This is a genomic window from Cyanobium gracile PCC 6307, from assembly GCF_000316515.1.
In the GTDB taxonomy this organism is placed as follows: Bacteria; Cyanobacteriota; Cyanobacteriia; order PCC-6307; family Cyanobiaceae; genus Cyanobium; species Cyanobium gracile.
On the sequence record NC_019675.1, the window covers coordinates 1425175 to 1445160 of the forward strand.

Below are 19986 nucleotides of genomic sequence, written 5' to 3' on the forward strand. Positions count from 1 at the left end.
TAGCCTACAGAACATCAACCGTTGGTGAGATCACCCCGGCGCACACAGAGGGAGCCCCCACCGGCTCCCTGGGCTGGGGCATCATCCCCGATCCCGCCGCAGCTCACCCACCAGAGCGACAGCGTCGCCTGGAAAGGGGGCCTGGTGGTCATGGAACCGCCGCAGCCGCTCCAGCCATGGCGTCGGGGCTTCCTCCACTGGGGCCGGGATTTCGCGCACCAGTCGGGCCACCGGTTGTCCACGGCGGGTGATCACCACCTCGTCGCCCATCTCCACCGCTTCCAGAAGGGCGGAAAGCTGCGCCTTCGCTTCGGCCAATCCAACGATACGCATGGTCAGGTGGTCAGATGGTCCCCTAGCTGTAGGCCCGGTGTCCGACCTGGAACGCCGGTCCGTAGGCTGCCCCCAAGACGATGGGCCTTCCCGTGCTGGATCAGCGCCTGCTGCGCAACGACCCGACGCTGATCACCGGCCCGCTGGCCCGGCGCGGCATGGCCACCGACCTTTCCGGGCTGCGCCAGCTGGCCCTCGAGGCCCGCGACCTGGAGCAGCGGCGCAGTGAGCTGCAGGCGGAGGGCAACCGCATCGGCAAGGAGGTGGGCGAGCGCATCAGGGCCGGCGCCGCCCCGGGCGGGGAGGAGGTGAAGGAGCTGCGGGAGCAGGGCAACCGGATCAAGCGCCAGGTGGCTGAACTCGAAGACCAGGAGAAGGGGATCGAAGCGCAGCTGCAGCAGCAGCTGTTGGTGCTGCCCAACCTGCCCTCCCCCCTCTGCCCGTCGGGCAGCAGCGAGGCAGAAAACGTGGAGGTGAAGCGCTGGGGCACACCGCGCCGCGAAACCGGCCTGCAGGAGCACTGGCAGATCGCCGAGCGGCTCGGCATCGTCGACAGCGAGCGCTCGGTGCGCATCGCCCAGAGCCGCTTCGTCACCCTGCTGGGCCAGGGCGCCCGGCTGGAGCGGGCCCTGATCAGCTTCATGCTCGATCGCCACGCTGCGCGGGGCTACACCGAGGTGCTTCCGCCGGTGCTGGTGAACACCGCCAGCCTCACCGGCTCCGGTCAGCTGCCCAAGTTCGCCGAGGAAAGCTTCCGCTGCGCCGACGACGACCTCTGGCTCACCCCCACCGCCGAGGTGCCGCTCACGTCCCTCCATCGCGGCGAGGTGCTGGGGGCCGAGCAGCTGCCACTCAGGTACGCCGCCTACACCCCCTGCTTCCGCCGCGAAGCCGGCTCCTACGGCCGCGACACCCGCGGCCTGATCCGCCTGCACCAGTTCAACAAGGTGGAGCTCTACTGGTTCGTGGCCCCGGAGGAATCGGAGGCGGCCCACGAGCAGCTCACCCTCGATGCCGAGGCGATCCTGGAGGCCCTCGAGCTGCCCTACCGGCGGCTGGAGCTGTGCACGGGAGATCTGGGCTTCTCCGCCGCCCGCACCTACGACCTGGAGGTGTGGCTGGCAGGCGCCGGCACCTACCGGGAGATCTCCAGCTGCAGCACCTGCGGCGACTTCCAGGCCCGGCGGGCCTCGATCCGCTTCCGGGACGGCAAGACCACCCGCCTGCTGCACACCCTCAACGGCAGCGGCCTGGCCGTGGGCCGCACCATGGCCGCCCTGCTGGAGGCGGGCCAGCAACCGGATGGCAGCGTCAGGATTCCGGCGGCCCTGGTGCCGTACATGGGGGCTGAGTGGATCAAGGGGAACTGAGATCTCGCCCCGAAGATCAGCCTCTTGGAGTCTGGAGCGTCTGATCCAGATACTGATCCAGCAGGGTACCGGGCAAAAGTGGCCCATCCCTGAACAGCAGGCCGAGGTGGATGCCGTAGCCCTTGGAACTCACCCACTGCACTCGGGCCGGCAACGTCACACTCTGCTTCTCCTCGAAGTCGCTGACATCGAGCCAGACCTCCTCGCTGACGTCCACGTCGAGAACTCCACGGCGGACAACGCAGGCGCCCGTGCGACTCAGATCGGTCACCGTCACGTAGACGGTGCGACCAGAAGCCAGCCGCATGCTGGCGGACACCCCCTGAGGCAGAACGTGGCGCAGGGCACTGCGAACATCTTCACTCTGCCCTTCTCGCTCACTCTGCTCCGGTGACATTCACTTAGCTGTCAACACCATCGGGCCCATCGTATCCCCGTATCCGATGGGCGCCACGGGCCTGGGCCCGAACCGGGGCGCGATCCACAACAGTGGCGGGGCGGTTCCCGCAGAATGGTGTGAATGGCGACGGGAAACTGAATGGGTGTACTGACGGCGCTGGCGATCCTGGCGGGCCTGATCGTGGTGCACGAGGCCGGCCACTTCTTCGCCGCCACCTGGCAGGGCATCCGGGTCAGCGGTTTCTCGATCGGCTTCGGGCCCGCCCTGATCCAGCGGCGGCGCCGTGGCGTGCTCTTCGCCCTGCGGGCCATCCCCCTGGGCGGGTTCGTGGCCTTCCCCGACGACGAGGAGGACAGCAGCATCGCCGCCGACGATCCCGACCTGATGGGCAACCGGCCCCTGGCCCAGCGGGCCCTGGTGATCGCCGCCGGCGTCATCGCCAACCTGTTGCTGGCCTGGAGCGTGCTGCTGGCCCAGGGGCTGGTGCTCGGCATCCCCTCCGGCTTCAGCACCACCCCCGGTGTGGTGGTGGCCGCCGTGCAGCCCGGCCAGGCGGCCGCCGGTTCCGGCCTGCAGCCGGGCGATCGCATCGTGGCGGTGGACGGCACCCCCCTGGCCGGCGGCCAGGACGCGGTGATGGCCCTGGTGGAGCGCATCAAGGAGGCCCCCGGCCGCACCCTGCGCCTGCAGGCCGACCGCAACGGCACCCTCCTGCGGCTGCCCCTCACCCCCACGGACAGCGGCGGCATCGGCCGCATCGGCGCCCAGCTGCAGCCCAACGGCACCGAGTCCTTCCGGCCGGCCACCAGCCCGCTGGAGCCGATCCTGCAGGCCAACCACGACTTCCTGGCGCTCACCCGCCGCACCGTCGAGGGCTTCGGCACCCTGCTCACCCACTTCGGCGAAACCGCCCCCCAGGTGTCGGGGCCGGTGAAGATCGTCGAGATGGGGGCCTCCCTGGCCAGCCAGGGCGGCAGCAGCCTGTTCCTGTTCACCGCCCTGATCTCGATCAACCTGGCGGTGCTCAACGCCCTTCCCCTGCCCCTGCTCGACGGCGGCCAGTTCGCCCTGCTGCTGCTGGAGGGGGTGCGGGGCCGCCCCCTGGCCGACCGGTACCAGATGGCCTTCATGCAGTCGGGCTTCGTCTTCCTGGTGGGCCTCTCCCTGGTGCTGATCGTCAAGGACACCAGCCAGCTGCCCGCCATCCAGCAGCTGCTCAGCCGCTGAGGTGCCCCGCTTCCCCAGCCCGCGCACCCGGGCGCCGCTGATCCTCGAGCGCCTCGGCGTCCTCTACCCGGAGGCCACCTGCTCCCTCGACTGGCGCACCCCCTGGGAGCTGCTCGTGGCCACCATGCTCTCGGCCCAGTGCACCGACGAGCGAGTCAACAAGGTGACCCCGGCCCTGTTCGAGCGCTTCCCCGATGCCGCCGCCGCCGCCGCCGTCGAGAGCGAGGCGGTGGAGCCCTATGTGCAGTCGACCGGCTTCTACCGCAACAAGGCGAAGCACATCGTGGCCGCGTCCCGCCTGCTGATGGAACGCCACGGGGGGGCCGTGCCGGCGTCGATGGAGGAGCTGCTGCCCCTGCCGGGGGTGGCCCGCAAGACCGCCAACGTGGTGCTGGCCCACGCCTTCGGCATCAACGCCGGCGTCACTGTGGACACCCACGTGAAACGGCTGGCCAATCGCCTGCGCCTCACCCGCCACAGCGACCCGAAGCGGATCGAACCGGATCTGATGAAGCTGGTGCCACGGCCCCAGTGGGAGACCCTCTCGATCCGGCTGATCTTCCACGGCCGGGCCGTCTGTGTGGCCCGCAAGCCCCGCTGCGCCGGCTGCGGCCTGGCCGATCTCTGCCCCAGCCACCCGGGCCCCTGAGCCTGGTCGGCCGGGGTGGACCTGGCGGGCCAGACGGTAAGATGGCGGGCTGAAGTTTCTCCCTCCTCCGGCCGCATGGCGAAAAAGTCGATGATCGCGCGTGACGTCAAGCGCCGCAAGATCGTGGAGCGCTTCGCAGCGCGCCGGGCCGCCCTCAAGGAGGCCTTCGATGCGGCCGGCGATCCGATGGAGCGCCTGGAGATCCACCGCAAGCTGCAGTCGCTGCCCCGCAACAGCGCCCCCAACCGCATCCGCAACCGCTGCTGGGCCACCGGCAAGCCCCGCGGCTACTACCGCGATTTCGGCCTCTGCCGTAACCAGCTGCGCGAGCGGGCCCACAAGGGCGAGCTCCCCGGCGTCGTCAAGTCCAGCTGGTGAGCAGCGGGCTCCGGCCCAGCCACTGCAACGGCTTTCCGTCGCTTCAGGCGCCCCGCGTGGGCGCCTTCTTCATGGCCAGGAAGGGCGGATGCGAGAATGCACCACGACAACAAAACGGACATAACGCCCAGTGCAAGGACACACTCAGTCGATCTCCTTCGATGGTCGGGAGATCCGGCTGACCAGCGGCCGATTTGCGCCCCAGGCCGGGGGCTCGGTGATGGTGGAATGCGGTGATACGGCAATTCTGGTCACCGCCACCCGCTCGAAAGGCCGGGAGGGCATCGATTTCCTCCCCCTGATCTGCGACTACGAAGAACGCCTCTACGCCGCCGGCCGCATCCCCGGCAGCTTCATGCGCCGGGAGGCGCGCCCCCCCGAGCGGGCCACCCTCACCTGCCGCCTGATCGACCGGCCGATGCGGCCCCTCTTCCCGAGCTGGCTGCGGGACGACCTGCAGATCGTCGCCACCTGCATGTCGCTCGATGAGCGGGTTCCCCCCGACGTGCTCGCCGTCACCGGCGCCTCGATGGCCACCCTGCTGGCGAAGATTCCCTTCATGGGCCCCATGGCCGCCGTGCGCGTCGGCCTGCTGGGCGACGACTTCGTCCTTAACCCCAGCTTCCGCGAGATAGAGCGCAGCGAGCTCGACCTGGTGGTGGCCGGCACCCCCTCCGGTGTGGTGATGGTGGAAGCGGGCGCCAACCAGCTGCCCGAGCAGGACGTGATCGAGGCCATCGATTTCGGCTACGAGGCCGTCGGCGAACTGATCCGTGCCCAGCTGGCCCTGCTCAAGGAGCTCGGCATCGAGCAGGTGCTGCCCGAGGAGCGCAGCGAGGATCCCGCCCTGCCCACCTTCCTGGAGAAGGAATGCGCCAAGGGCATCGGTGAGGTGCTCAAGCACTTCGAGCAGACCAAGTCCGAGCGGGACGAGAAGCTCGACGCCATCAAGGCCGAGGTGGCCGAGAAGATCGCCGCCCTCGACGGCGAGGATCCGATCAAGGTGGCCGTGAGCAGCAACGGCAAGCTGCTCGGCAACACCTACAAGGGCCTCACCAAGAAGCTGATGCGTCAGCAGATCCTCGTCGAGGGCAAGCGGGTGGATGGCCGCAGCCTCGACGAGGTGCGCCCCATCCAGGCCGCCGCCGGCGTGCTGCCCAAGCGTGTCCACGGCTCGGGCCTGTTCCAGCGCGGGCTCACCCAGGTGCTCTCCTGCGCCACCCTCGGCACCCCGAGCGACGCCCAGGAGATGGACGACCTCAACCCCAACAGCGAGAAGACCTACCTCCACCACTACAACTTCCCCCCCTACTCGGTCGGTGAGACCCGGCCGATGCGCTCCCCCGGTCGCCGCGAGATCGGCCACGGCGCCCTGGCCGAGCGGGCCCTGATCCCCGTGCTGCCCTCCAAGGAGAGCTTCCCCTACGTTCTGCGGGTGGTCTCGGAGTGCCTCAGCTCCAACGGCTCCACCTCGATGGGCTCGGTTTGCGGCAGCACCCTGGCCCTGATGGACGCCGGCGTGCCCCTGGCGGCCCCGGTGAGCGGCGCGGCCATGGGTCTGATCAAGGAGGGCGAGGAGGTGCGCATCCTCACCGACATCCAGGGCATCGAGGACTTCCTCGGCGACATGGACTTCAAGGTGGCCGGCACCGAAAAGGGCATCACCGCCCTGCAGATGGACATGAAGATCACCGGCCTGGCGGTGAAAACGATCGCCGAAGCCATCAACCAGGCCCGCCCGGCCCGGCTGCACATCCTCGGCAAGATGCTCGAGGCGATCGACAAGCCCCGCGACGTCCTCTCCCCCCACGCCCCGCGCCTGCTCAGCTTCCGCATCGATCCGGAACTCATCGGCACGGTGATCGGTCCCGGCGGCCGCACCATCAAGGGCATCACCGAGCGCACCAACACCAAGATCGACATCGAGGACGGCGGCATCGTCACGATCGCCAGCCATGACGGCGCCGCCGCCGAGGAGGCCCAGCGCATCATCGAGGGCCTCACCCGTCGCGTCAGCGAAGGGGAGGTGTTCAACGGCTCGGTCACCCGGGTGATCCCGATCGGCGCCTTCGTGGAGATCCTGCCCGGCAAGGAGGGGATGATCCACATCTCCCAGCTCTCCGAAGCCCGGGTCGAGAAGGTGGAGGACGTGGTCAACGTCGGCGACCAGGTGACCGTGCGGGTGCGGGAGATCGACAACCGCGGCCGCATCAACCTCACCCTGCGGGGCGTTCCCCAGCAGGAGCCGGCGGCGGTCTGACCGCTGCGGAGGCCTGGCCGCAAGGCTGGGTCCTCGCCCCTAAACTGGTTGGCAACTGGTTGAAACCTGTCGATGAAGACCGTCGGGGCCTTCGAGGCCAAGACCCACCTCTCCAGCCTGCTGGAGGAGGTGGCCGGTGGCGAGGAGATCCTGATCACCCGCCACGGCAGGCCCCTGGCACGGTTGGTTCCGGTCGATTCCCGTGGCCGCGAGCGTCGCCTTGAGGCCATCGACCGTCTGCGGAGCTTCGCCAACGGCCGGCGCCTCCATGGCCTCTCGATCCGTGAGTTGCGGGACGAAGGCCGCCGGTGCTGAGGTTCGTCGCCGACGTTTCCGCCGTGTGCGCCTGGTGCTTCGATGACGAGCGCACCACGGCCTCAGAGGCGCTCCTGGCCCGGTTGCCGGAGTCGGAACTCTGCGTGCCGGCGCTGTTTCTCTGGGAGCTGGCCAACGTGCTGCTGATGGCCGAACAGCGCGGCCGGATCAGCGCAGCGGATCGGAGCCAGTTCCTCGCCCTTGTGGGTCAGCTCGATCCGGCCATCGATCCCGCCGATCCGAGCGTCGTCTGGCACGACGTGCTGAGCCTGGCGGCCCAGCACCGGCTCACCAGCTACGACGCCACCTATCTGGAACTGGCGATGCGCGCAGGTCTCCCGCTGGCCAGTCGTGACAACGCGCTGATCGAGGCCGCCCGGAGCTGCGGGCTGGCGCTGCTCGCCTGCTGAATCGGCTGGGTCCCGCTCAGACGGCGAAACCCGGATCGATCACCGCCATCGCCGCCGCCGCCCGGTGGCAGAGCTCATCGTGGGCCGGGCCGTGGCTGGCGATCAGGCAGCCCGCCTGGCGCACGTCGCCGGTGTTGTAAGTGAGGGGCCGGCCATCGACATGGCTGAAGGCGCCGCCGGCGGCGACCAGCACCGCCTCCGGGGCGGCCATGTCCCAGTCCTTGGGGGCACTGCGGCCCGACAGGGAGATGTAGAGGTCGGCCTCCCCCCGCAGGATCGTGGCCACCTTGCCGCCGACGCTGCCGATCGCCGTGCTGCGGGCCGGCCGCAGCTCGGCCAGCAGCTGCTCCAGGCGATCGTCCCGGTGGTTGCGGCTGGCCACCAGCACCAGCTCCTCGCTGCGGCCGCTGAGGGTGGCGGGAGTGCGCTCACCGGCCCGGTTCTCGCGCCAGGCCTCGCCCGCCGTGCCGTCCTCGCCCGCCCCCACCAGCCCGAACCAGAGCTCCTCCGGCTCCGGCAGCAGCACCACCCCCAGCACCGGCCGCTGGCCATGCACCAGGGCCAGGTGGACGGCGTACTCGCCGGTGCCCTGCAGGAAGTCCTTGGTGCCATCGAGGGGATCAAGGATCCACAGCCACTCGGCCTCCAGGGGCTGGCCCGGCACCAGCACCTCGGCGGCGGTCTCCTCGCTCAGCAGCGTCCAGCCGGCGGCCGGGAAGGCCGCCGCCAGGCCGTCGAGCAGCCAGCGGTTGACCGCCAGATCCGCCGCCGAGACCGGCCCCTCGCCGCCGTGGTCGACGCTCATGGCCGGCGGGAACCCGTAGGGGGGCTGCTCGCCGCGGGCATAGGCCCGCAGGATGTCGGCGGCCCCCCAGGCCAGCCGGCGCAGCTCCGCCAGCAGGGGCTCACGGCCGATGCCGTCGGGCAGGGCGAAGGAAGACGGCATCATGGAGACCGGAAAACGGCATTGTGCAGGACCCGGTGCAGGAGCACGAACCCGCCGCCGGCGTCCTCTATCTGGTGGGCACCCCCATCGGCAACCTCGACGACCTCTCCCCCCGGGCCCGGCGGGTGCTGGCGGGGGCCGACCGGGTCGCCTGCGAGGACACCCGCCGCAGCGGCCTGCTGCTGCACCACCTCGGCATCCGGGCGCCCCTGCTGAGCTTCCACCAGCACAACCAGACGGCCCGCATTCCCCAGCTGCTGGCGGCCCTGGAGGCGGGCGAAGCGATCGCCGTGATCAGTGATGCCGGCCTGCCGGGGGTGTCGGATCCCGGCCAGGAGCTGGCGGCCGCCGCCCGCGCCGCCGGCCGCCAGGTGATCTGCGTTCCCGGCCCCAGCGCCGTCACCACCGCCCTGGTGAGCAGCGGCCTGCCGATGGGCCGCTTCTGCTTCGAGGGCTTCCTGCCGCCGAAGGGCGGCCCCCGGCGCCAGCGGCTGGAGGCCCTGTCCGGCGAGGAGCGCACGATTGTGCTGTTCGAGGCGCCCCACCGGCTGCTGGCCCTGCTCGAGGACCTGCTGGCGGTGCTGGGGGACCGGCCCCTGCAGGTGGCGCGGGAGCTCACCAAGCGCCACGAGGAGCAGGTGGGCCCCACGGTGGCGGCGGCCCTGGAGCATTTCCGCCGCACCCCACCCCAGGGGGAGTGCACCCTGGTGCTGGGCGGTGCCCCGCCGGCGGCGGCCCCCGTCTGGGACGAGGCCGGCCTGCGCCGCGCCCTCGATGCGCTGGTGGCGGGCGGCCTCAGCAACCGGGAGGCCGCCCGCACCCTGGCCGAGCGCAGCGGCCACAGCCGCCGGGACCTCTATGCCCTGCTGCACCGCGAGCCGTCAGACTGAGGCAGCCGGTCCTGCGACGCCCCGATGCTTCTGCGCCTGCGCCTCCTGTGCGGCAGCCTGCTGGGCGGCACCCTGCTGCTGACCCTCCTGTGCCTCGGGGCCCAGAACCTGGAGGTACGGCCCCAGCTGCGCTTCGGCTTGGCCCGCAGCGCCCCGCTGCCGGCCGGCTTCATCGTGGGGGTGGCCCTGGTGCTGGGGGTGATCAGTGGTGGCGCCAGCGCGGCTCTGCTGCTGCCCGGAAACGGCCCGGGCGACGAGGGCTGAAGCCTCAGCTGCCGGGCAGGGCGTACAGGGCACCCTCGATCACCACCCGGCTGATGCCCTGGGCCAGCAGGTAGGGGGCGGTGAGCTCGAACACCTTGAGGTCGGGCAGCTTGATCACCCGCTGGGTGCGGCCGCACTGGCGCTTGGCCTGGCGGGGATTGAGGAACACCACCAGCGCCTGGCGCTCCAGCTCGGCGGCCGGCAGCCGGCCCAGTTCGGGGAACTCGCTCAGGGGCCGGGCTTGCAGTTCCACGGTCTTGTCGACCAGCATGTAGGCGCTGGAGGGCAGGGCGGCGCTGGCCAGGGGCTGGAGCCGCCCGTCGGCGGCCGCCGGGGCGCCGTCGTCGAGCAGCACCACGGGGATCGGCTGGAACGGATTGATCGCCCCGTCGGTGCCGTCGTCGGAGCCCTCGTCGTCGCCGTCGTCGCTGGTGAGCAGGTCGTCGTCATCGGCGCCGAAATCGTCGGCATCCTCGATGGCCAGCACGGCGGGACCGTCCTCTGCCACCGCCTCGGCCTTCACCGGGGCCGCCACCGTCAGGCGGCGGGGCGGGGCAGGCAGGGTCCTGCGAGCGGCGGTGGCCGGCTCGGGGGCGGGCTCCAGGGCGGGCTCGGGCTCAGACGGCGCTTCCGGCTCGGGGGTGCTGATGGCGAGGGCCGTCTGCAGGGCTTCCGGGGCAGCGGCCGGATCGGCATCGCCGGTCGCTGTCCGGCTGCGCCGGCGGGAGCGCTCTGCCTTGAGGCGCTCGTACTCCTCGTCGCCGAGCTCCGTGCGAACGACGCGGATGACCGTGTTGGCGCTGCAGCCGTAGCTGTCCGCCAGCTGCTGGCTGCTGGAGCCCTCCCGGAATCGCCCAACCAGCTCGGTTTTCTGGCTGTCGCTGAGCCGGGTGGCGGCCATGGAACGGTTCAAGCGCGGTCGTCCACTGTAGGGGGGGCTACCGGAGTGGCCTGGCCGCCGAACGCTGGCACAATGCGCACCGTGCTCCCTTAGCTCAGCTGGATAGAGCAGCTGCCTTCTAAGCAGCCGGTCGATGGTTCGAATCCATCAGGGGGCGTTGGTGGGAACGGGCGGGGATCTGGGCCTTGGAGCCCGATCAAGCCATGTAGAGTCGTGTATCTACACCACGCCGGCGGCGTCCGGCATGGGCGCATTGGCACCTTCCCAGGCCCCTCAACCAGATTCCGTTCACCCCCAGCCCGGTCAACGGGCGGAGGAACCTGGCCGGCGGGTCCAGCAGGCGATCCGCCGCTGGGGCAACAGCCTGGCTGTCCGGATCCCGGCCGAGTGCCTGCGTCAGGCGGGGCTGCGGGAGGGCGACCCGATCGAGATCGTCGTCGGACCCGACGGCCGGCTGAGCCTGGAGCCCCTGCAACGGCTGGATCGCCGCGCGCTGGCCGCCGACCTGCGCCAGCTGCAGGCCACCATGCCGATCACCCCTTCGGTGATCGAAGCGTGCCGGGACCAGGAGCGCTGGTGAGGCCGGGCCCGCCGTGATCTACCTGGACACCAGCGTCGTGGTCGCCCTGCTGACCCCGGAAGCGTCCAGCCCACGGGCGCTGGAATGGCTGGAGCACTGCCGCGAAACCCTGATCAGCAGCGACTGGCTGATCACCGAAACCCACAGCGCCCTGGGCCTCAAGCAGCGCCACCACGGCCTCAGCCCGGAAGCCCGCAGGGCCGCCGGCGACCATTTCGAGCGCCTGTTGCAGGGCGGGGTTGACCTGCGCTCCCTCGACCGGGACCGATTCCGCCAGGCCGCTGAGCTGCTGCAGGATCCCTCGCTCGGACTGCGCGCCGGTGATGCCCTGCACCTGGCGGTGGCCCTGCACAGCCGCTGCTCCCATCTAGCCAGCTTCGACGGGCGGATGCGGCAGGCCGCCGCCGCCCTGGGCCTGGCTCCAGCGCTTGATTAGCGCCGTACCGGCACCACCTGCATGCCGATCGGGGCCAGGGCGATCAGGGCGAGCTTGATGTGCTGGAGGCCGAAGGGGATGCCCACGATCGTCACGAAACAGGCCACCGCTGCGCTCAGATGGCCGATCGCCAGCCACCAGCCGGCCAGCAGGAACCAGATCACGTTGCCGACCAGCCCCAGGGGCCCGGTGCCGAAATCCATCCGGCCGGTGAGCTCCCGGCGGCTGACGGCCTCGTAGCCGAACGGCCAGAAGGAGAAATTGCCGATCACGAAGCAGGCCCGGGCCCAGGGGATCCCCACGATCGTGATCGCCGCCACCAGGCCGGCCAGCCACCAGCCCAGGCCCATCACGAAGCCCCCCAGCACGAACCAGAGGACGTTGAGCAGGAAGCGCAGCATGGGGAGAGCCGGTGCTGCGCTCCAGCATGACGCCGCTGGGGCCTTCAGCCGCAGGGTTCGGCCGGAGCGGTGCAGCTGGCGGCCAGGGCGGCGAGCCAGCCCCGCAGGCGCTCCAGGGCCTGGGGCTGCAGGCGGTAGTAGACCCAGCGGCCGCTCTGGCGGTCGGCCAGCAGGCCCGTCTCCCTGAGCACCTTGAGGTGAAACGAGAGCTTCGACTGGGCCAGGCCCAGGTCGGCGGTGAGGTCGCAGACACAGCGCTCGCCGCCGCCGAGGGCCTCGATCACCTGCAGGCGGATCGGATCGGCCAGGGCCCGCAGCAGCAGGCGTGCCTCTTCGGCCTCCAGGGGGGCCGAAGCACAGGCGATCGGCCCAGAAGCACCGGGGATCGGCGGAGCAGCAGCGGTCCTTAACCCGGCCATAAATCGATCAACTCTGCTTGATGCGAGGGTACGGGCTTGTCGCGGCAGGCGCTGTGAGGATCGGCATCAACGGGTTCGGGCGGATTGGTCGCCTGGTGTTCCGCGCCCTCTGGGGGCGGCCGGGCCTGGTGCTGGTTCACGTTAATGACAGCGCCGGGGACGCCGCCGGCGCTGCCCACCTGCTGGAGTTCGACTCGGTGCACGGCCGCTGGAGCCGGGCGGTGGCGGCCGAGGCCGACGGCGGGGGCTTCACGGTCGACGGGAGCCGGGTGGGCTGGTCGCGGGGGAGCGATCCGGCGCTGGTGCCCTGGCAGGAAGCGGGAGTGGAGCTGGTGCTCGAGTGCAGCGGCAAGGTCAAGACCCCCGAGGCCCTCGCCCCCTACCTGCGGCAGAGCGGCGTGAAGCGGGTGATCGTGGCCTGTCCCGTGAAGGGGGAGCTGGACGGCATCGCCATCCCCAACATCGTCTTCGGCATCAACCACGGCACCTACGTGCCGGAGCGGCACCGGGTGCTCACCGCCGCCTCCTGCACCACCAACTGCCTGGCGCCGGTGGTGAAGGTGGTGCACGAGAGCTTCGGCATCCGCCATGGCTCGATCACCACCCTGCACAACATCACCAACACCCAGGTGGTGATCGACAGCTTCAAGAGCGATCTGCGCCGGGCGCGCTCCTGCAGCCAGAGCCTGATCCCCACCACCACCGGCTCGGCCAAGGCCATCGGCCTGATCTTCCCCGAGCTGCAGGGCAAGCTCAACGGCCATGCCGTTCGCGTGCCCCTGCTCAATGCCTCGCTCACCGATGCGGTGTTCGAGCTGGAGCGCCCGGTGACGGTGGAGGAGGTGAACGGCGCCTTCGCGGCGGCGGCGGCGGGCCCGCTGCTGGGCATCCTGGGCTACGAGGAGCGGCCCCTGGTTTCGGTCGACTACATCAACGACAGCCGCAGTTCGATCGTCGATGCTCTCTCGACGATGGTGATCAATGGCACCCAGCTGAAGGTGTACGCCTGGTACGACAACGAGTGGGGCTACAGCTGCCGGATGGCGGATCTGGCCTGCCATGTGGTGGCTCTGGACGCCGCCCGGGCGGAGTGAGCGGCCGATGCTTCCGACCCTCTCCGGCCGGCCGCTCACGGCCCTGCAGCAGTACGCCATCGTCACGGCCAACTACTGGTGCTTCACCCTTACCGACGGCGCCCTGCGGATGCTGGTGGTGTTCCACTTCCGCTCGCTGGGCTACAGCACCCTGGAGATCGCCTTCCTGTTTCTCTTCTACGAGTTCTTCGGCATCATCACCAACCTCTGCGGCGGCTGGCTGGGGGCCCGCTTCGGCCTGCGCCTCACCCTCTGGACCGGCACCCTGATGCAGGTGGCGGCCCTGCTGATGCTGGTGCCCGTTGCCGACAGCTGGCCGAAATGGTGGAGCGTGGCCTATGTGATGGTGGCCCAGGCGCTCAGCGGCATCGCCAAGGATCTCAACAAGATGAGCGCCAAAAGTGCCATCAAGTCGGTGGTTCCGGAAACCCCCGACGACCACGACAAGGGCGAGAGCCAGCTGTTCCAGTGGGTGGCGATCCTCACCGGCTCCAAGAACGCCCTCAAGGGAGTGGGGTTCTTCCTCGGCGGCCTGCTGCTGGCCACGATCGGCTTCAACGCCGCCGTCGGCGCCATGGCAGCCGGCCTGTTCCTGGCCTTCCTGTTCACCCTGGTGCTGCCCGGGGAGATCGGCCGCATGAAACAGAAGCCCGCCTTCACCTCCCTGTTCTCCAAGTCCCCCGGCATCAATCGCATCTCCCTGGCCCGGTTCTTTCTCTTCGGCGCCAGGGATGTCTGGTTCGTGGTGGCCCTGCCGGTGTTCCTGCAGACCACCCTCGGCTGGCGCTACTGGGAGGTGGGCGGCTTCATGGGGCTGTGGGTGATCGGCTATGGCCTGGTGCAGGGATCGGCCCCGGCCCTGCGGCGCCGCTGGGGCCAGACCGCGCCGCCAGGCGTCTCCGCCGTGACCTTCTGGAGCGGACTGCTCACCGCCATTCCGGCCCTGATCGCCATCGCCCTCTGGCGCGAGGTGGGGAATCCCGGTGTGGCCGTGGTGGTGGGACTGGCGGCCTTCGGGGTGGTGTTCGCCATGAATTCCTCGATCCACAGCTACATGATCCTGGCCTACACCGATGCCGAATCGGTGAGCCTGAACGTGGGCTTCTATTACATGGCCAACGCCGGCGGCCGCCTGCTCGGCACGGTGCTCTCGGGTGCCCTGTTCCTGGTGGGGGGCCTGCAGGCCTGCTTGTGGAGCTCGGCCCTGCTGGTGGGGCTGGCCGCTCTGGTGAGCACCCGGCTGCCGGCACCGCCGCGGCAGAAGCGACCCCAAGACCTGCAGCCGTCCTCAGGGGGGTGAGTCATCGGGGGTAGACGGTGGTCGCGCTGGATCTGATGGCGATCGCCCGATGTCGGCCCTGGGCGATGAAGTGAAAAGCGTTGTCAACAAAACTCTCATCGAATGAACAAGAGACTAAAATCTCCTGACTTTGAACCCCTTGCTCAGCGCGTTGGAGGTGGGCGTCACCCGGCATGGCCTGCCGAGGTAGCTGCCTCTGGCCGCTTGGGCAGCCTTGTGATGGAGAAGTCCCGAACGCCTCAGTCCTTAAGGAAGCGCACCATCAAACGGCGCTACCGACTCTTCACGCTCACGGAAGCGAGCCATCCCCTGTATCGGGTTTCCGGCCTGGAGATCCTCGGACTGTTGGCCTTGGTCCTCACCGTTGCCTTTCTCTTCTGAGCCTTGTGGGCTCTGCCAGTCGGACGCAAGCCGTGCGTTCGGGTAGCCCCAGCAGTCCTGCCTCCGCCGGCGAGTCTGTTGTCGCCATGCTGGACACCCTTTCCCCACGTGCCATGCCATCGAGTGCCCCGCCCCGCCAGAGGTTGCTGGAGGTGAACGGCGGCTGCTGGGAGGGCCTGTTCCACCGGCTCGGCCCCGATGGCCGCGAGATCGAGCGCTTCCCCACCCGCCTGCGGGTGAGCGATGAGGACGGCACGATCGAGGCCGCCCTCACCTACCTCAATTCCGGTCGCACCGTGCCGATGCGCTTCCGCGAGCCGCCGGCAGCGATGCAGATCAGCGACGCCGGCCACTGGAGCCTGGGCATGGATCGGATGGGCCCGTGGCCCTGGATCGCCGAGCTCTGCGTCGTCCACGGCGAGCGGCGCCGGCGCGTGGTGCTGCGCCATGGCGTCGAGCGGCTCGAGAGCTTCACCTATGCCCGGGAATGGCGGCCCGGCACAGGTGACGGCGGCCCCGCCACGCTGCTGGTCGCCGAGATCGAGACCATCGCCTCAGGGGAGGCCAGCGGCAGCCGCTGGCGCTTGGACGACGACGTGGAGGTGGTCATTGCCCCCGCGCCCGGCCAGCCGGGGCCCGTGCGGGTGACGCTCGCCTGGCACCCCGCCGGCGCCTGCCCGTGCCGGATCGAGCGGCGCTACACCCCCTACGGTCTGCTGGAGCCGCTGCCGCCGGACTGATGGGCCCCCCGCTGGTGTATCACCCGGCCTATGCGGTTCCCCTCCCCAGCGGCCATCGCTTCCCGATGCAGAAGTTCCGGTTGCTGAAGGAGCGGCTGGAGCAGCTGGAGCTGGCCCGCCCGGGGCAGATCCACCAGCCCCTGCCGGCGCCACGCCGCTGGCTGGAGCTGGTGCATGGGCGCGGCTACCACGAGGCCTTCTCCCGGGGGCTGCTCACCCCCCAGGAGGTGCGCCGCATCGGCCTGCCCGTGTCGGAACCGCTGGTGCGCCGCAGCTGGCTGGCGGTGGGGGGCACCGTACTCACGGCCCGGCTGGCCCTGCGCCATGGCCTGGCCTGCCACCTGGCCGGCGGCACCCACCACGCCTTCCCGCTGCACGGCAGCGGCTTCTGCATCTTCAACGACTGCGCCGTGGCGGCCAGGGTGCTGCTGGCCGAGGGCCTGGTGCGGCAGGTGCTGGTGGTGGATCTGGACGTGCACCAGGGGGACGGCACGGCGGCGATCTTCACCGGCGACCCCCGGGTGTTCAGCTTCTCGATGCACGCGGCCAGCAACTTCCCCCTGCACAAGCAGACGGGCGACCTTGACCTGGCCCTGGAGGACGGCGTCGGGGATGACGCCTACCTGCGGACCCTGGAGCGGACCCTGCCGGATCTGCTGGATCAGGTGCGCCCGGATCTGGTGCTCTACAACGCCGGCGTCGATCCCCACCGGGACGACCGCCTCGGCCGGCTGGAGCTGAGCGATGACGGCCTGCACAGGCGCGACCGGCTGGTGATCGATGCGGCCCTGCGGCGCCGCCTGCCGGTGGCCACCGTCATCGGCGGGGGCTACGACGACCTGGCGGCCCTGGTGGAGCGCCACACCCTGGTGGTGCGGGCCGCCGATGGGCTCGCCCGGATCCACGCCACCGGCACGGAGCGGTCATGTCCGGTCACAGATGGCCCCCGCCCCGGTCAGGGCTGAGTCATACGGGGGCGTTTTTCTGGTGGGGCCACGGAGCTTCCGCCATGATCAGCCGTTCCTCCCGCCTGCTCCACGCCGCCCTTGTGGTGGTCTGCGGCGCCGGAATCGTCTACGCCCCGGTCCAGGCCCAGACCTCCCTGACCGTGCCCCTGGGGCAGTCGGGCTACTTCGGCCGGATCTCCATCGGCAACCTGGCGCCACCGCCGGTGCTCGGCTACGGCCCGGTGATCGCCAGGCCCCCCTTGGGCAGCGACCGCTGGGGCCAGTCCGCGATCGCGCCCATCTACCTGCGGGTGCCCCCCCAGCAGGCCCGTGACTGGGGCCGCTACTGCGGGCTCTACCAGGCCTGCACCGTGCCGGTCCTGTTCGTCCAGGACGCCTGGTACCGCGACACCTACGCGCCGCGGGTGCGGGCCGCCCAGGCCCGGCAGGCCCGGCAGCTCAGGCGTGCCGAGGAAGCGCGCGATCGCTGGCGGGCCTCCCGTCAGGCGGGGAAACGGCTGGTGACCCCCGATGGCCGCGTCTACGTGCTGGACAAGCGCCGCGACCGTGACGACGACGACGATTGAGCAGGGACGCCGCCGCCCTCAGCGGCGGCCGAACAGGTCCTCCCAGGTGAGGGGATGCTGGGAGGGATCGTGGCGGGCCGGCCGGGCCTCCAGGGGGCAGCAGGGGTAGGCATGGGGGCCCCGGCCGGCGATGGCGGGGCTGGAGCTGGGGCGGGTCGCGGCGGACGGGCGCCTGGAGAGGGTGTTCATTCGGAAGGTTGGACAAGAGGATATGGATCTCGCACCGGGAGGCTGCCGTTCCCCCGCGGGGAATCGCACACGGCAACCACTGTTGGGCCTGATGGACCGACGTTGGACCTGGTGGACCGACCCCAGGAAGCGCGGGGCGGCTCGGTGCTGGCTCCGGCGAAGGCGAACAACAGGTTCGCCGGCTTCTGCCGAATCCACTCACCGTAGCGGATGCCGCGGCCTCCCTTGGCCGGGGAGCCGCCGGGGCAGGGCCCAAGGGGTACCAACATCTTGGACAGGAGCTAAGGTGGGTTCTTCTCCTGCTTGCGCTTCATGGCAGGGGTGTGTGGTTCCCTTTTGATGTACCAGGATCAGCATCCCGAAGGGAAGCGGGCCAGAACACGGCACCTCGTCCCGGTCGGCGTTTCGGTCAGTCTCACCCTTCCCACGAAGAAATCGGTGTTCGTCAATCTTCGCGATGTCAGCGTGCAGGGAGCCTGCATCCTGCGTCAAGGCAACCTGGACGTTCAGGAGGACGACACGGTTTTTTTCGAAGCCCACAACTATGACGCCGGCTCCAAGGTGACCCTGCGCTCCAAGGTGTGCTGGGTGCGCAACACCGGCTTCAACACCTACGTAGGCCTGTCCTTCGTCAACGCCTCTCTCTCCCAGGACGCCCTCACCAGGCTCGTCGCCTGAGCCTGGATCACTCCCCCTCGCCACTCGGTCCACCGTCCTGAACCGGAAGGGGGCCGTCCGTGAGCGTCCGGCTGAGAACGGCGCCGTGGAACCTGGCCCCGTCGAGGAGGGCCCCCCGCAGATCAGCCTGGGTCAGGTCGGCACCGCTGAAGTTGGCCCCACGCAGATCGGCGCCCCTGAAATCCGCCGCCGTCAGATCCGAGCTGCTGAAATCAGCCTGGGCCAGATCAGCGCCATGGCAATCGGCGTTGCGCAGCACCGTGTTGGAGAAATTGGCACCACGCCAGCGGCCAAAAGGGATCCTCAGGCCTTCGAGATCCGATCCCTGCAGATCAAAGCCGTCCTGCCAGAGGCCATCGGCGGAAAACATCTCCAGGGCCCGAAGTCGTCCGAGGCTGTTGGAGGCCCCGGCCTGACGCTGGGCCAGAAGCAGCTCGAACATCTCCTGGTGCTCCTTCTCCTTGCGCTGACCGGCTTCGAGCAGATAGAAGATTGCCGCCGTAACGATGCTGAACGATTCGACCGTGCCGATGCTGATGATTTCCAGCACATTGCTGGTCAGACAATCGGCCTGCCCGGCCTTGGCATGGCAGTTCTCGAAGCGATTGACCACGGCCAGCAACGCGAAGGACAGCAGCCCGGCCACCAGCACCCGGAAACCGAAGGAGCGGTCCAGCAGTCGGAAGAACGGCGAGGCGCGCCGGCGTTTCTGGCGGGCATACCAGGTGGAGTCGGGGGAGGGCCTGCGCATCCGGGTTAGTCCTGGGTTGGAGGCGAGGGGAAGATCCGGTCCCAGTCACGCCGCAGGCTGACCAGGCTCCAGTCGTGGCGTTGGGCCAGCTTCAGGCCCTGATCCAGGCGGCCGAAGCGGGAGGTGCGGTCGTAGGCCACCTCCCGCTCGCCGTCATCGTGGTGCAGCAGCAGCCCCAGCCGCTGGCCGGGGCCGGCGGTGGTCCAGCGCAGCATCGCCAGGTCGCCGTCGGAGTTGCCGAAGGCCGCGATCGGGCGGCGACCGATGGCCCGTGCGATGCCCACCGGCTTGGCGTCGCCGTCGTTGATGGAATCGACCACGGGTTCGCGCCAGACAGTCGGCTGGCCGCTCTCCTCGCCATAGCGCAGCTGCAGCGTCGAGCCGATCACCCGCTCCGGAGGGATGCCGTAGGACTCCTCGGCGAACACCCGCACGAACTCGACACCCCCGCCGGTCACGATCCAGCTGCGGAACTCCCTGGCCCGCAGGAGCGCCAGCAGTTCCAACATCGGCTGGTAGACGAGCCCGGTGTAGGGCACCCCCAGCCCGGGATGGCGGGCCTCCCGCAGCCAGGCGCGGGCCAGGTCGGTGAAGGCCGCGTCGGCCATCCCGGCGTGGGTGAGGGCGGCCAGTTCCAGCAGCCCCCGCAGGCCGTGGCCCATCAGGGCGTCGATGTCGTCGGCCAGGGCTGCTGCCACCAGCGGATGGCGGGCCAGCTCGGCCCGCTCCGCCACCAGGCTGCGGGCCCGCTGGAGGGCGAAGGCCAGCTGCACGTACATCGGCTGCTCCGACCAGAGCGTGCCGTCGTTGTCGAACACGGCGATCCGCTCCTCCGGCGCCACCCAGGCGGGGTCCCCGGGGGTGCTGACGGCCGCGACGAACGCGAGCAGACGCCTTTTGACGCTGCCCTCCCGCCAGGAGGGCAGGGGATCGGGGCCAGCGTCAGCGGTCATGGGGTCGCGTGCCGTGGGGGCCTGCCGTGTTGGCCGGAGCTTGAGCGGACGGCCGGCAGCGGAATTCCACCCGACCACGCTGGCACAGCGACGGGGAACCCCCAGCCAGGCCCAGCCGGACCGCGTCGCCATGAAAAAACCCCCTGCGTGAGCAGGGGGTTGAAAGATTCCAGGAGATCTGGAGGGG

Annotated in this window: 26 protein-coding genes and 1 tRNA gene; 18 read left to right on the forward strand and 9 right to left on the reverse strand. The window is 70.1% G+C overall.

Going from position 1 to position 19986, the window contains the following annotated elements:
• Positions 1 to 81: 81 nt before the first annotated feature.
• Positions 82 to 318: a type II toxin-antitoxin system Phd/YefM family antitoxin gene (locus CYAGR_RS06695; RefSeq protein ID WP_245552622.1), complete on the reverse strand. Its 237-nt coding sequence runs from the start codon at positions 316 to 318 to the stop codon at positions 82 to 84.
• A gap of 107 nt (positions 319 to 425) precedes the next feature.
• Here CYAGR_RS06695 and serS point away from each other — a divergent pair, with 107 nt between their 5' ends.
• The gene (serS, locus tag CYAGR_RS06700) at positions 426 to 1703 is read left to right on the forward strand and encodes a serine--tRNA ligase (RefSeq protein WP_043326725.1); all 1278 of its coding nucleotides are present in this window, start codon (positions 426 to 428) and stop codon (positions 1701 to 1703) included.
• 16 nt (positions 1704 to 1719) lie between these two features.
• On the opposite strand, the gene CYAGR_RS06705 is transcribed toward serS, so the two are convergent.
• Positions 1720 to 2022: a PilZ domain-containing protein gene (locus tag CYAGR_RS06705; RefSeq protein WP_216593372.1), complete on the reverse strand. Its 303-nt coding sequence runs from the start codon at positions 2020 to 2022 to the stop codon at positions 1720 to 1722.
• A 219-nt stretch (positions 2023 to 2241) separates the two neighbouring features.
• Between CYAGR_RS06705 and rseP the strand changes: the two genes are divergently transcribed.
• From rseP to CYAGR_RS06735, 6 genes are all read left to right on the forward strand, one after another.
• On the forward strand, positions 2242 to 3330 hold the full coding sequence (rseP, locus tag CYAGR_RS06710; protein ID WP_015109044.1) for an RIP metalloprotease RseP: 1089 nt from the start codon (positions 2242 to 2244) through the stop codon (positions 3328 to 3330).
• Between the two features lies 1 nt (position 3331).
• Complete coding sequence (gene nth, locus CYAGR_RS06715; protein ID WP_015109045.1) at positions 3332 to 3979, forward strand: endonuclease III; 648 nt, start codon at positions 3332 to 3334, stop codon at positions 3977 to 3979.
• Positions 3980 to 4054: 75 nt separating this feature from the next.
• Positions 4055 to 4357 carry a 30S ribosomal protein S14 gene (rpsN, locus tag CYAGR_RS06720; RefSeq protein WP_043325519.1) on the forward strand — a complete coding sequence of 101 codons (303 nt, stop codon included), beginning with the start codon at positions 4055 to 4057 and terminating at the stop codon, positions 4355 to 4357.
• A 130-nt stretch (positions 4358 to 4487) separates the two neighbouring features.
• Positions 4488 to 6617, forward strand: coding sequence for a polyribonucleotide nucleotidyltransferase (locus CYAGR_RS06725; protein ID WP_015109047.1), 2130 nt, complete (start codon positions 4488 to 4490; stop codon positions 6615 to 6617).
• A gap of 72 nt (positions 6618 to 6689) precedes the next feature.
• Positions 6690 to 6932, forward strand: coding sequence for a type II toxin-antitoxin system Phd/YefM family antitoxin (locus tag CYAGR_RS06730; RefSeq protein ID WP_015109048.1), 243 nt, complete (start codon positions 6690 to 6692; stop codon positions 6930 to 6932).
• On the forward strand, positions 6926 to 7342 hold the full coding sequence (locus CYAGR_RS06735; protein ID WP_015109049.1) for a type II toxin-antitoxin system VapC family toxin: 417 nt from the start codon (positions 6926 to 6928) through the stop codon (positions 7340 to 7342). The genes CYAGR_RS06730 and CYAGR_RS06735 overlap by 7 nt, the downstream gene beginning before the upstream one ends.
• Positions 7343 to 7358: 16 nt before the next feature.
• On the opposite strand, the gene CYAGR_RS06740 is transcribed toward CYAGR_RS06735, so the two are convergent.
• Positions 7359 to 8291, reverse strand: a complete 933-nt coding sequence (locus CYAGR_RS06740; RefSeq protein WP_015109050.1) for a 3'(2'),5'-bisphosphate nucleotidase CysQ family protein — start codon at positions 8289 to 8291, stop codon at positions 7359 to 7361.
• A gap of 32 nt (positions 8292 to 8323) precedes the next feature.
• Here CYAGR_RS06740 and rsmI point away from each other — a divergent pair, with 32 nt between their 5' ends.
• Together rsmI and CYAGR_RS06750 are read left to right on the forward strand one after the other, a co-directional pair.
• Entirely contained in the window at positions 8324 to 9178 is an 855-nt protein-coding gene (rsmI, locus tag CYAGR_RS06745; RefSeq protein WP_051017211.1) for a 16S rRNA (cytidine(1402)-2'-O)-methyltransferase, read from the forward strand.
• A gap of 24 nt (positions 9179 to 9202) precedes the next feature.
• The gene (locus CYAGR_RS06750) at positions 9203 to 9442 is read left to right on the forward strand and encodes a hypothetical protein (protein ID WP_015109052.1); all 240 of its coding nucleotides are present in this window, start codon (positions 9203 to 9205) and stop codon (positions 9440 to 9442) included.
• Between the two features lie 4 nt (positions 9443 to 9446).
• On the opposite strand, the gene CYAGR_RS18225 is transcribed toward CYAGR_RS06750, so the two are convergent.
• Positions 9447 to 10343, reverse strand: coding sequence for a hypothetical protein (locus CYAGR_RS18225; protein WP_015109053.1), 897 nt, complete (start codon positions 10341 to 10343; stop codon positions 9447 to 9449).
• Positions 10344 to 10426: 83 nt separating this feature from the next.
• On the opposite strand from CYAGR_RS18225, the gene CYAGR_RS06760 reads away from it, so the two are divergent.
• The 3 genes from CYAGR_RS06760 to CYAGR_RS06770 all read left to right on the forward strand — a co-directional run bounded on the left by CYAGR_RS06760 (position 10427) and on the right by CYAGR_RS06770 (position 11359).
• Positions 10427 to 10500, forward strand: a tRNA-Arg gene (locus CYAGR_RS06760).
• 87 nt (positions 10501 to 10587) lie between these two features.
• A complete protein-coding gene (locus CYAGR_RS06765) occupies positions 10588 to 10923 on the forward strand; it encodes an AbrB/MazE/SpoVT family DNA-binding domain-containing protein (RefSeq protein ID WP_015109054.1) in 336 nt (111 codons plus the stop codon).
• 13 nt (positions 10924 to 10936) lie between these two features.
• Complete coding sequence (locus tag CYAGR_RS06770; RefSeq protein WP_015109055.1) at positions 10937 to 11359, forward strand: type II toxin-antitoxin system VapC family toxin; 423 nt, start codon at positions 10937 to 10939, stop codon at positions 11357 to 11359.
• Here the strand turns inward: CYAGR_RS06770 and CYAGR_RS06775 are convergent.
• Positions 11356 to 11760, reverse strand: a complete 405-nt coding sequence (locus CYAGR_RS06775) for a YccF domain-containing protein (protein WP_015109056.1) — start codon at positions 11758 to 11760, stop codon at positions 11356 to 11358. The genes CYAGR_RS06770 and CYAGR_RS06775 overlap by 4 nt on opposite strands.
• 44 nt (positions 11761 to 11804) lie before the next feature.
• Complete coding sequence (locus tag CYAGR_RS06780; protein WP_015109057.1) at positions 11805 to 12179, reverse strand: ArsR/SmtB family transcription factor; 375 nt, start codon at positions 12177 to 12179, stop codon at positions 11805 to 11807.
• Between the two features lie 53 nt (positions 12180 to 12232).
• On the opposite strand from CYAGR_RS06780, the gene CYAGR_RS06785 reads away from it, so the two are divergent.
• The 5 genes from CYAGR_RS06785 (at position 12233) to CYAGR_RS06805 (ending at position 17228) form a co-directional block, all read left to right on the forward strand.
• Entirely contained in the window at positions 12233 to 13273 is a 1041-nt protein-coding gene (locus CYAGR_RS06785; protein ID WP_043325521.1) for an ArsJ-associated glyceraldehyde-3-phosphate dehydrogenase, read from the forward strand.
• Between the two features lie 7 nt (positions 13274 to 13280).
• Positions 13281 to 14573 carry an organoarsenical effux MFS transporter ArsJ gene (gene arsJ / locus CYAGR_RS06790; RefSeq protein ID WP_015109059.1) on the forward strand — a complete coding sequence of 431 codons (1293 nt, stop codon included), beginning with the start codon at positions 13281 to 13283 and terminating at the stop codon, positions 14571 to 14573.
• A 494-nt stretch (positions 14574 to 15067) separates the two neighbouring features.
• Positions 15068 to 15694: a DUF3598 family protein gene (locus CYAGR_RS18230; protein ID WP_015109061.1), complete on the forward strand. Its 627-nt coding sequence runs from the start codon at positions 15068 to 15070 to the stop codon at positions 15692 to 15694.
• A complete protein-coding gene (locus CYAGR_RS06800; RefSeq protein WP_015109062.1) occupies positions 15694 to 16659 on the forward strand; it encodes a histone deacetylase family protein in 966 nt (321 codons plus the stop codon). Before CYAGR_RS18230 ends, CYAGR_RS06800 begins: the two co-directional genes overlap by 1 nt.
• A 44-nt stretch (positions 16660 to 16703) precedes the next feature.
• Positions 16704 to 17228, forward strand: a complete 525-nt coding sequence (locus tag CYAGR_RS06805) for a hypothetical protein (RefSeq protein ID WP_015109063.1) — start codon at positions 16704 to 16706, stop codon at positions 17226 to 17228.
• Positions 17229 to 17246: 18 nt separating this feature from the next.
• Here the strand turns inward: CYAGR_RS06805 and CYAGR_RS18235 are convergent, their stop codons facing one another.
• The gene (locus CYAGR_RS18235) at positions 17247 to 17417 is read right to left on the reverse strand and encodes a hypothetical protein (RefSeq protein WP_015109064.1); all 171 of its coding nucleotides are present in this window, start codon (positions 17415 to 17417) and stop codon (positions 17247 to 17249) included.
• Positions 17418 to 17756: 339 nt separating this feature from the next.
• Between CYAGR_RS18235 and CYAGR_RS06810 the strand changes: the two genes are divergently transcribed.
• A complete protein-coding gene (locus CYAGR_RS06810; protein ID WP_015109065.1) occupies positions 17757 to 18095 on the forward strand; it encodes a PilZ domain-containing protein in 339 nt (112 codons plus the stop codon).
• Between the two features lie 7 nt (positions 18096 to 18102).
• Here CYAGR_RS06810 and CYAGR_RS19065 read toward each other — a convergent pair whose 3' ends face one another.
• A complete protein-coding gene (locus tag CYAGR_RS19065; RefSeq protein ID WP_015109066.1) occupies positions 18103 to 18846 on the reverse strand; it encodes a pentapeptide repeat-containing protein in 744 nt (247 codons plus the stop codon).
• Positions 18847 to 18851: 5 nt separating this feature from the next.
• Positions 18852 to 19799, reverse strand: coding sequence for an HAD family hydrolase (locus CYAGR_RS06820; RefSeq protein WP_015109067.1), 948 nt, complete (start codon positions 19797 to 19799; stop codon positions 18852 to 18854).
• Positions 19800 to 19986 lie beyond the last annotated feature (187 nt).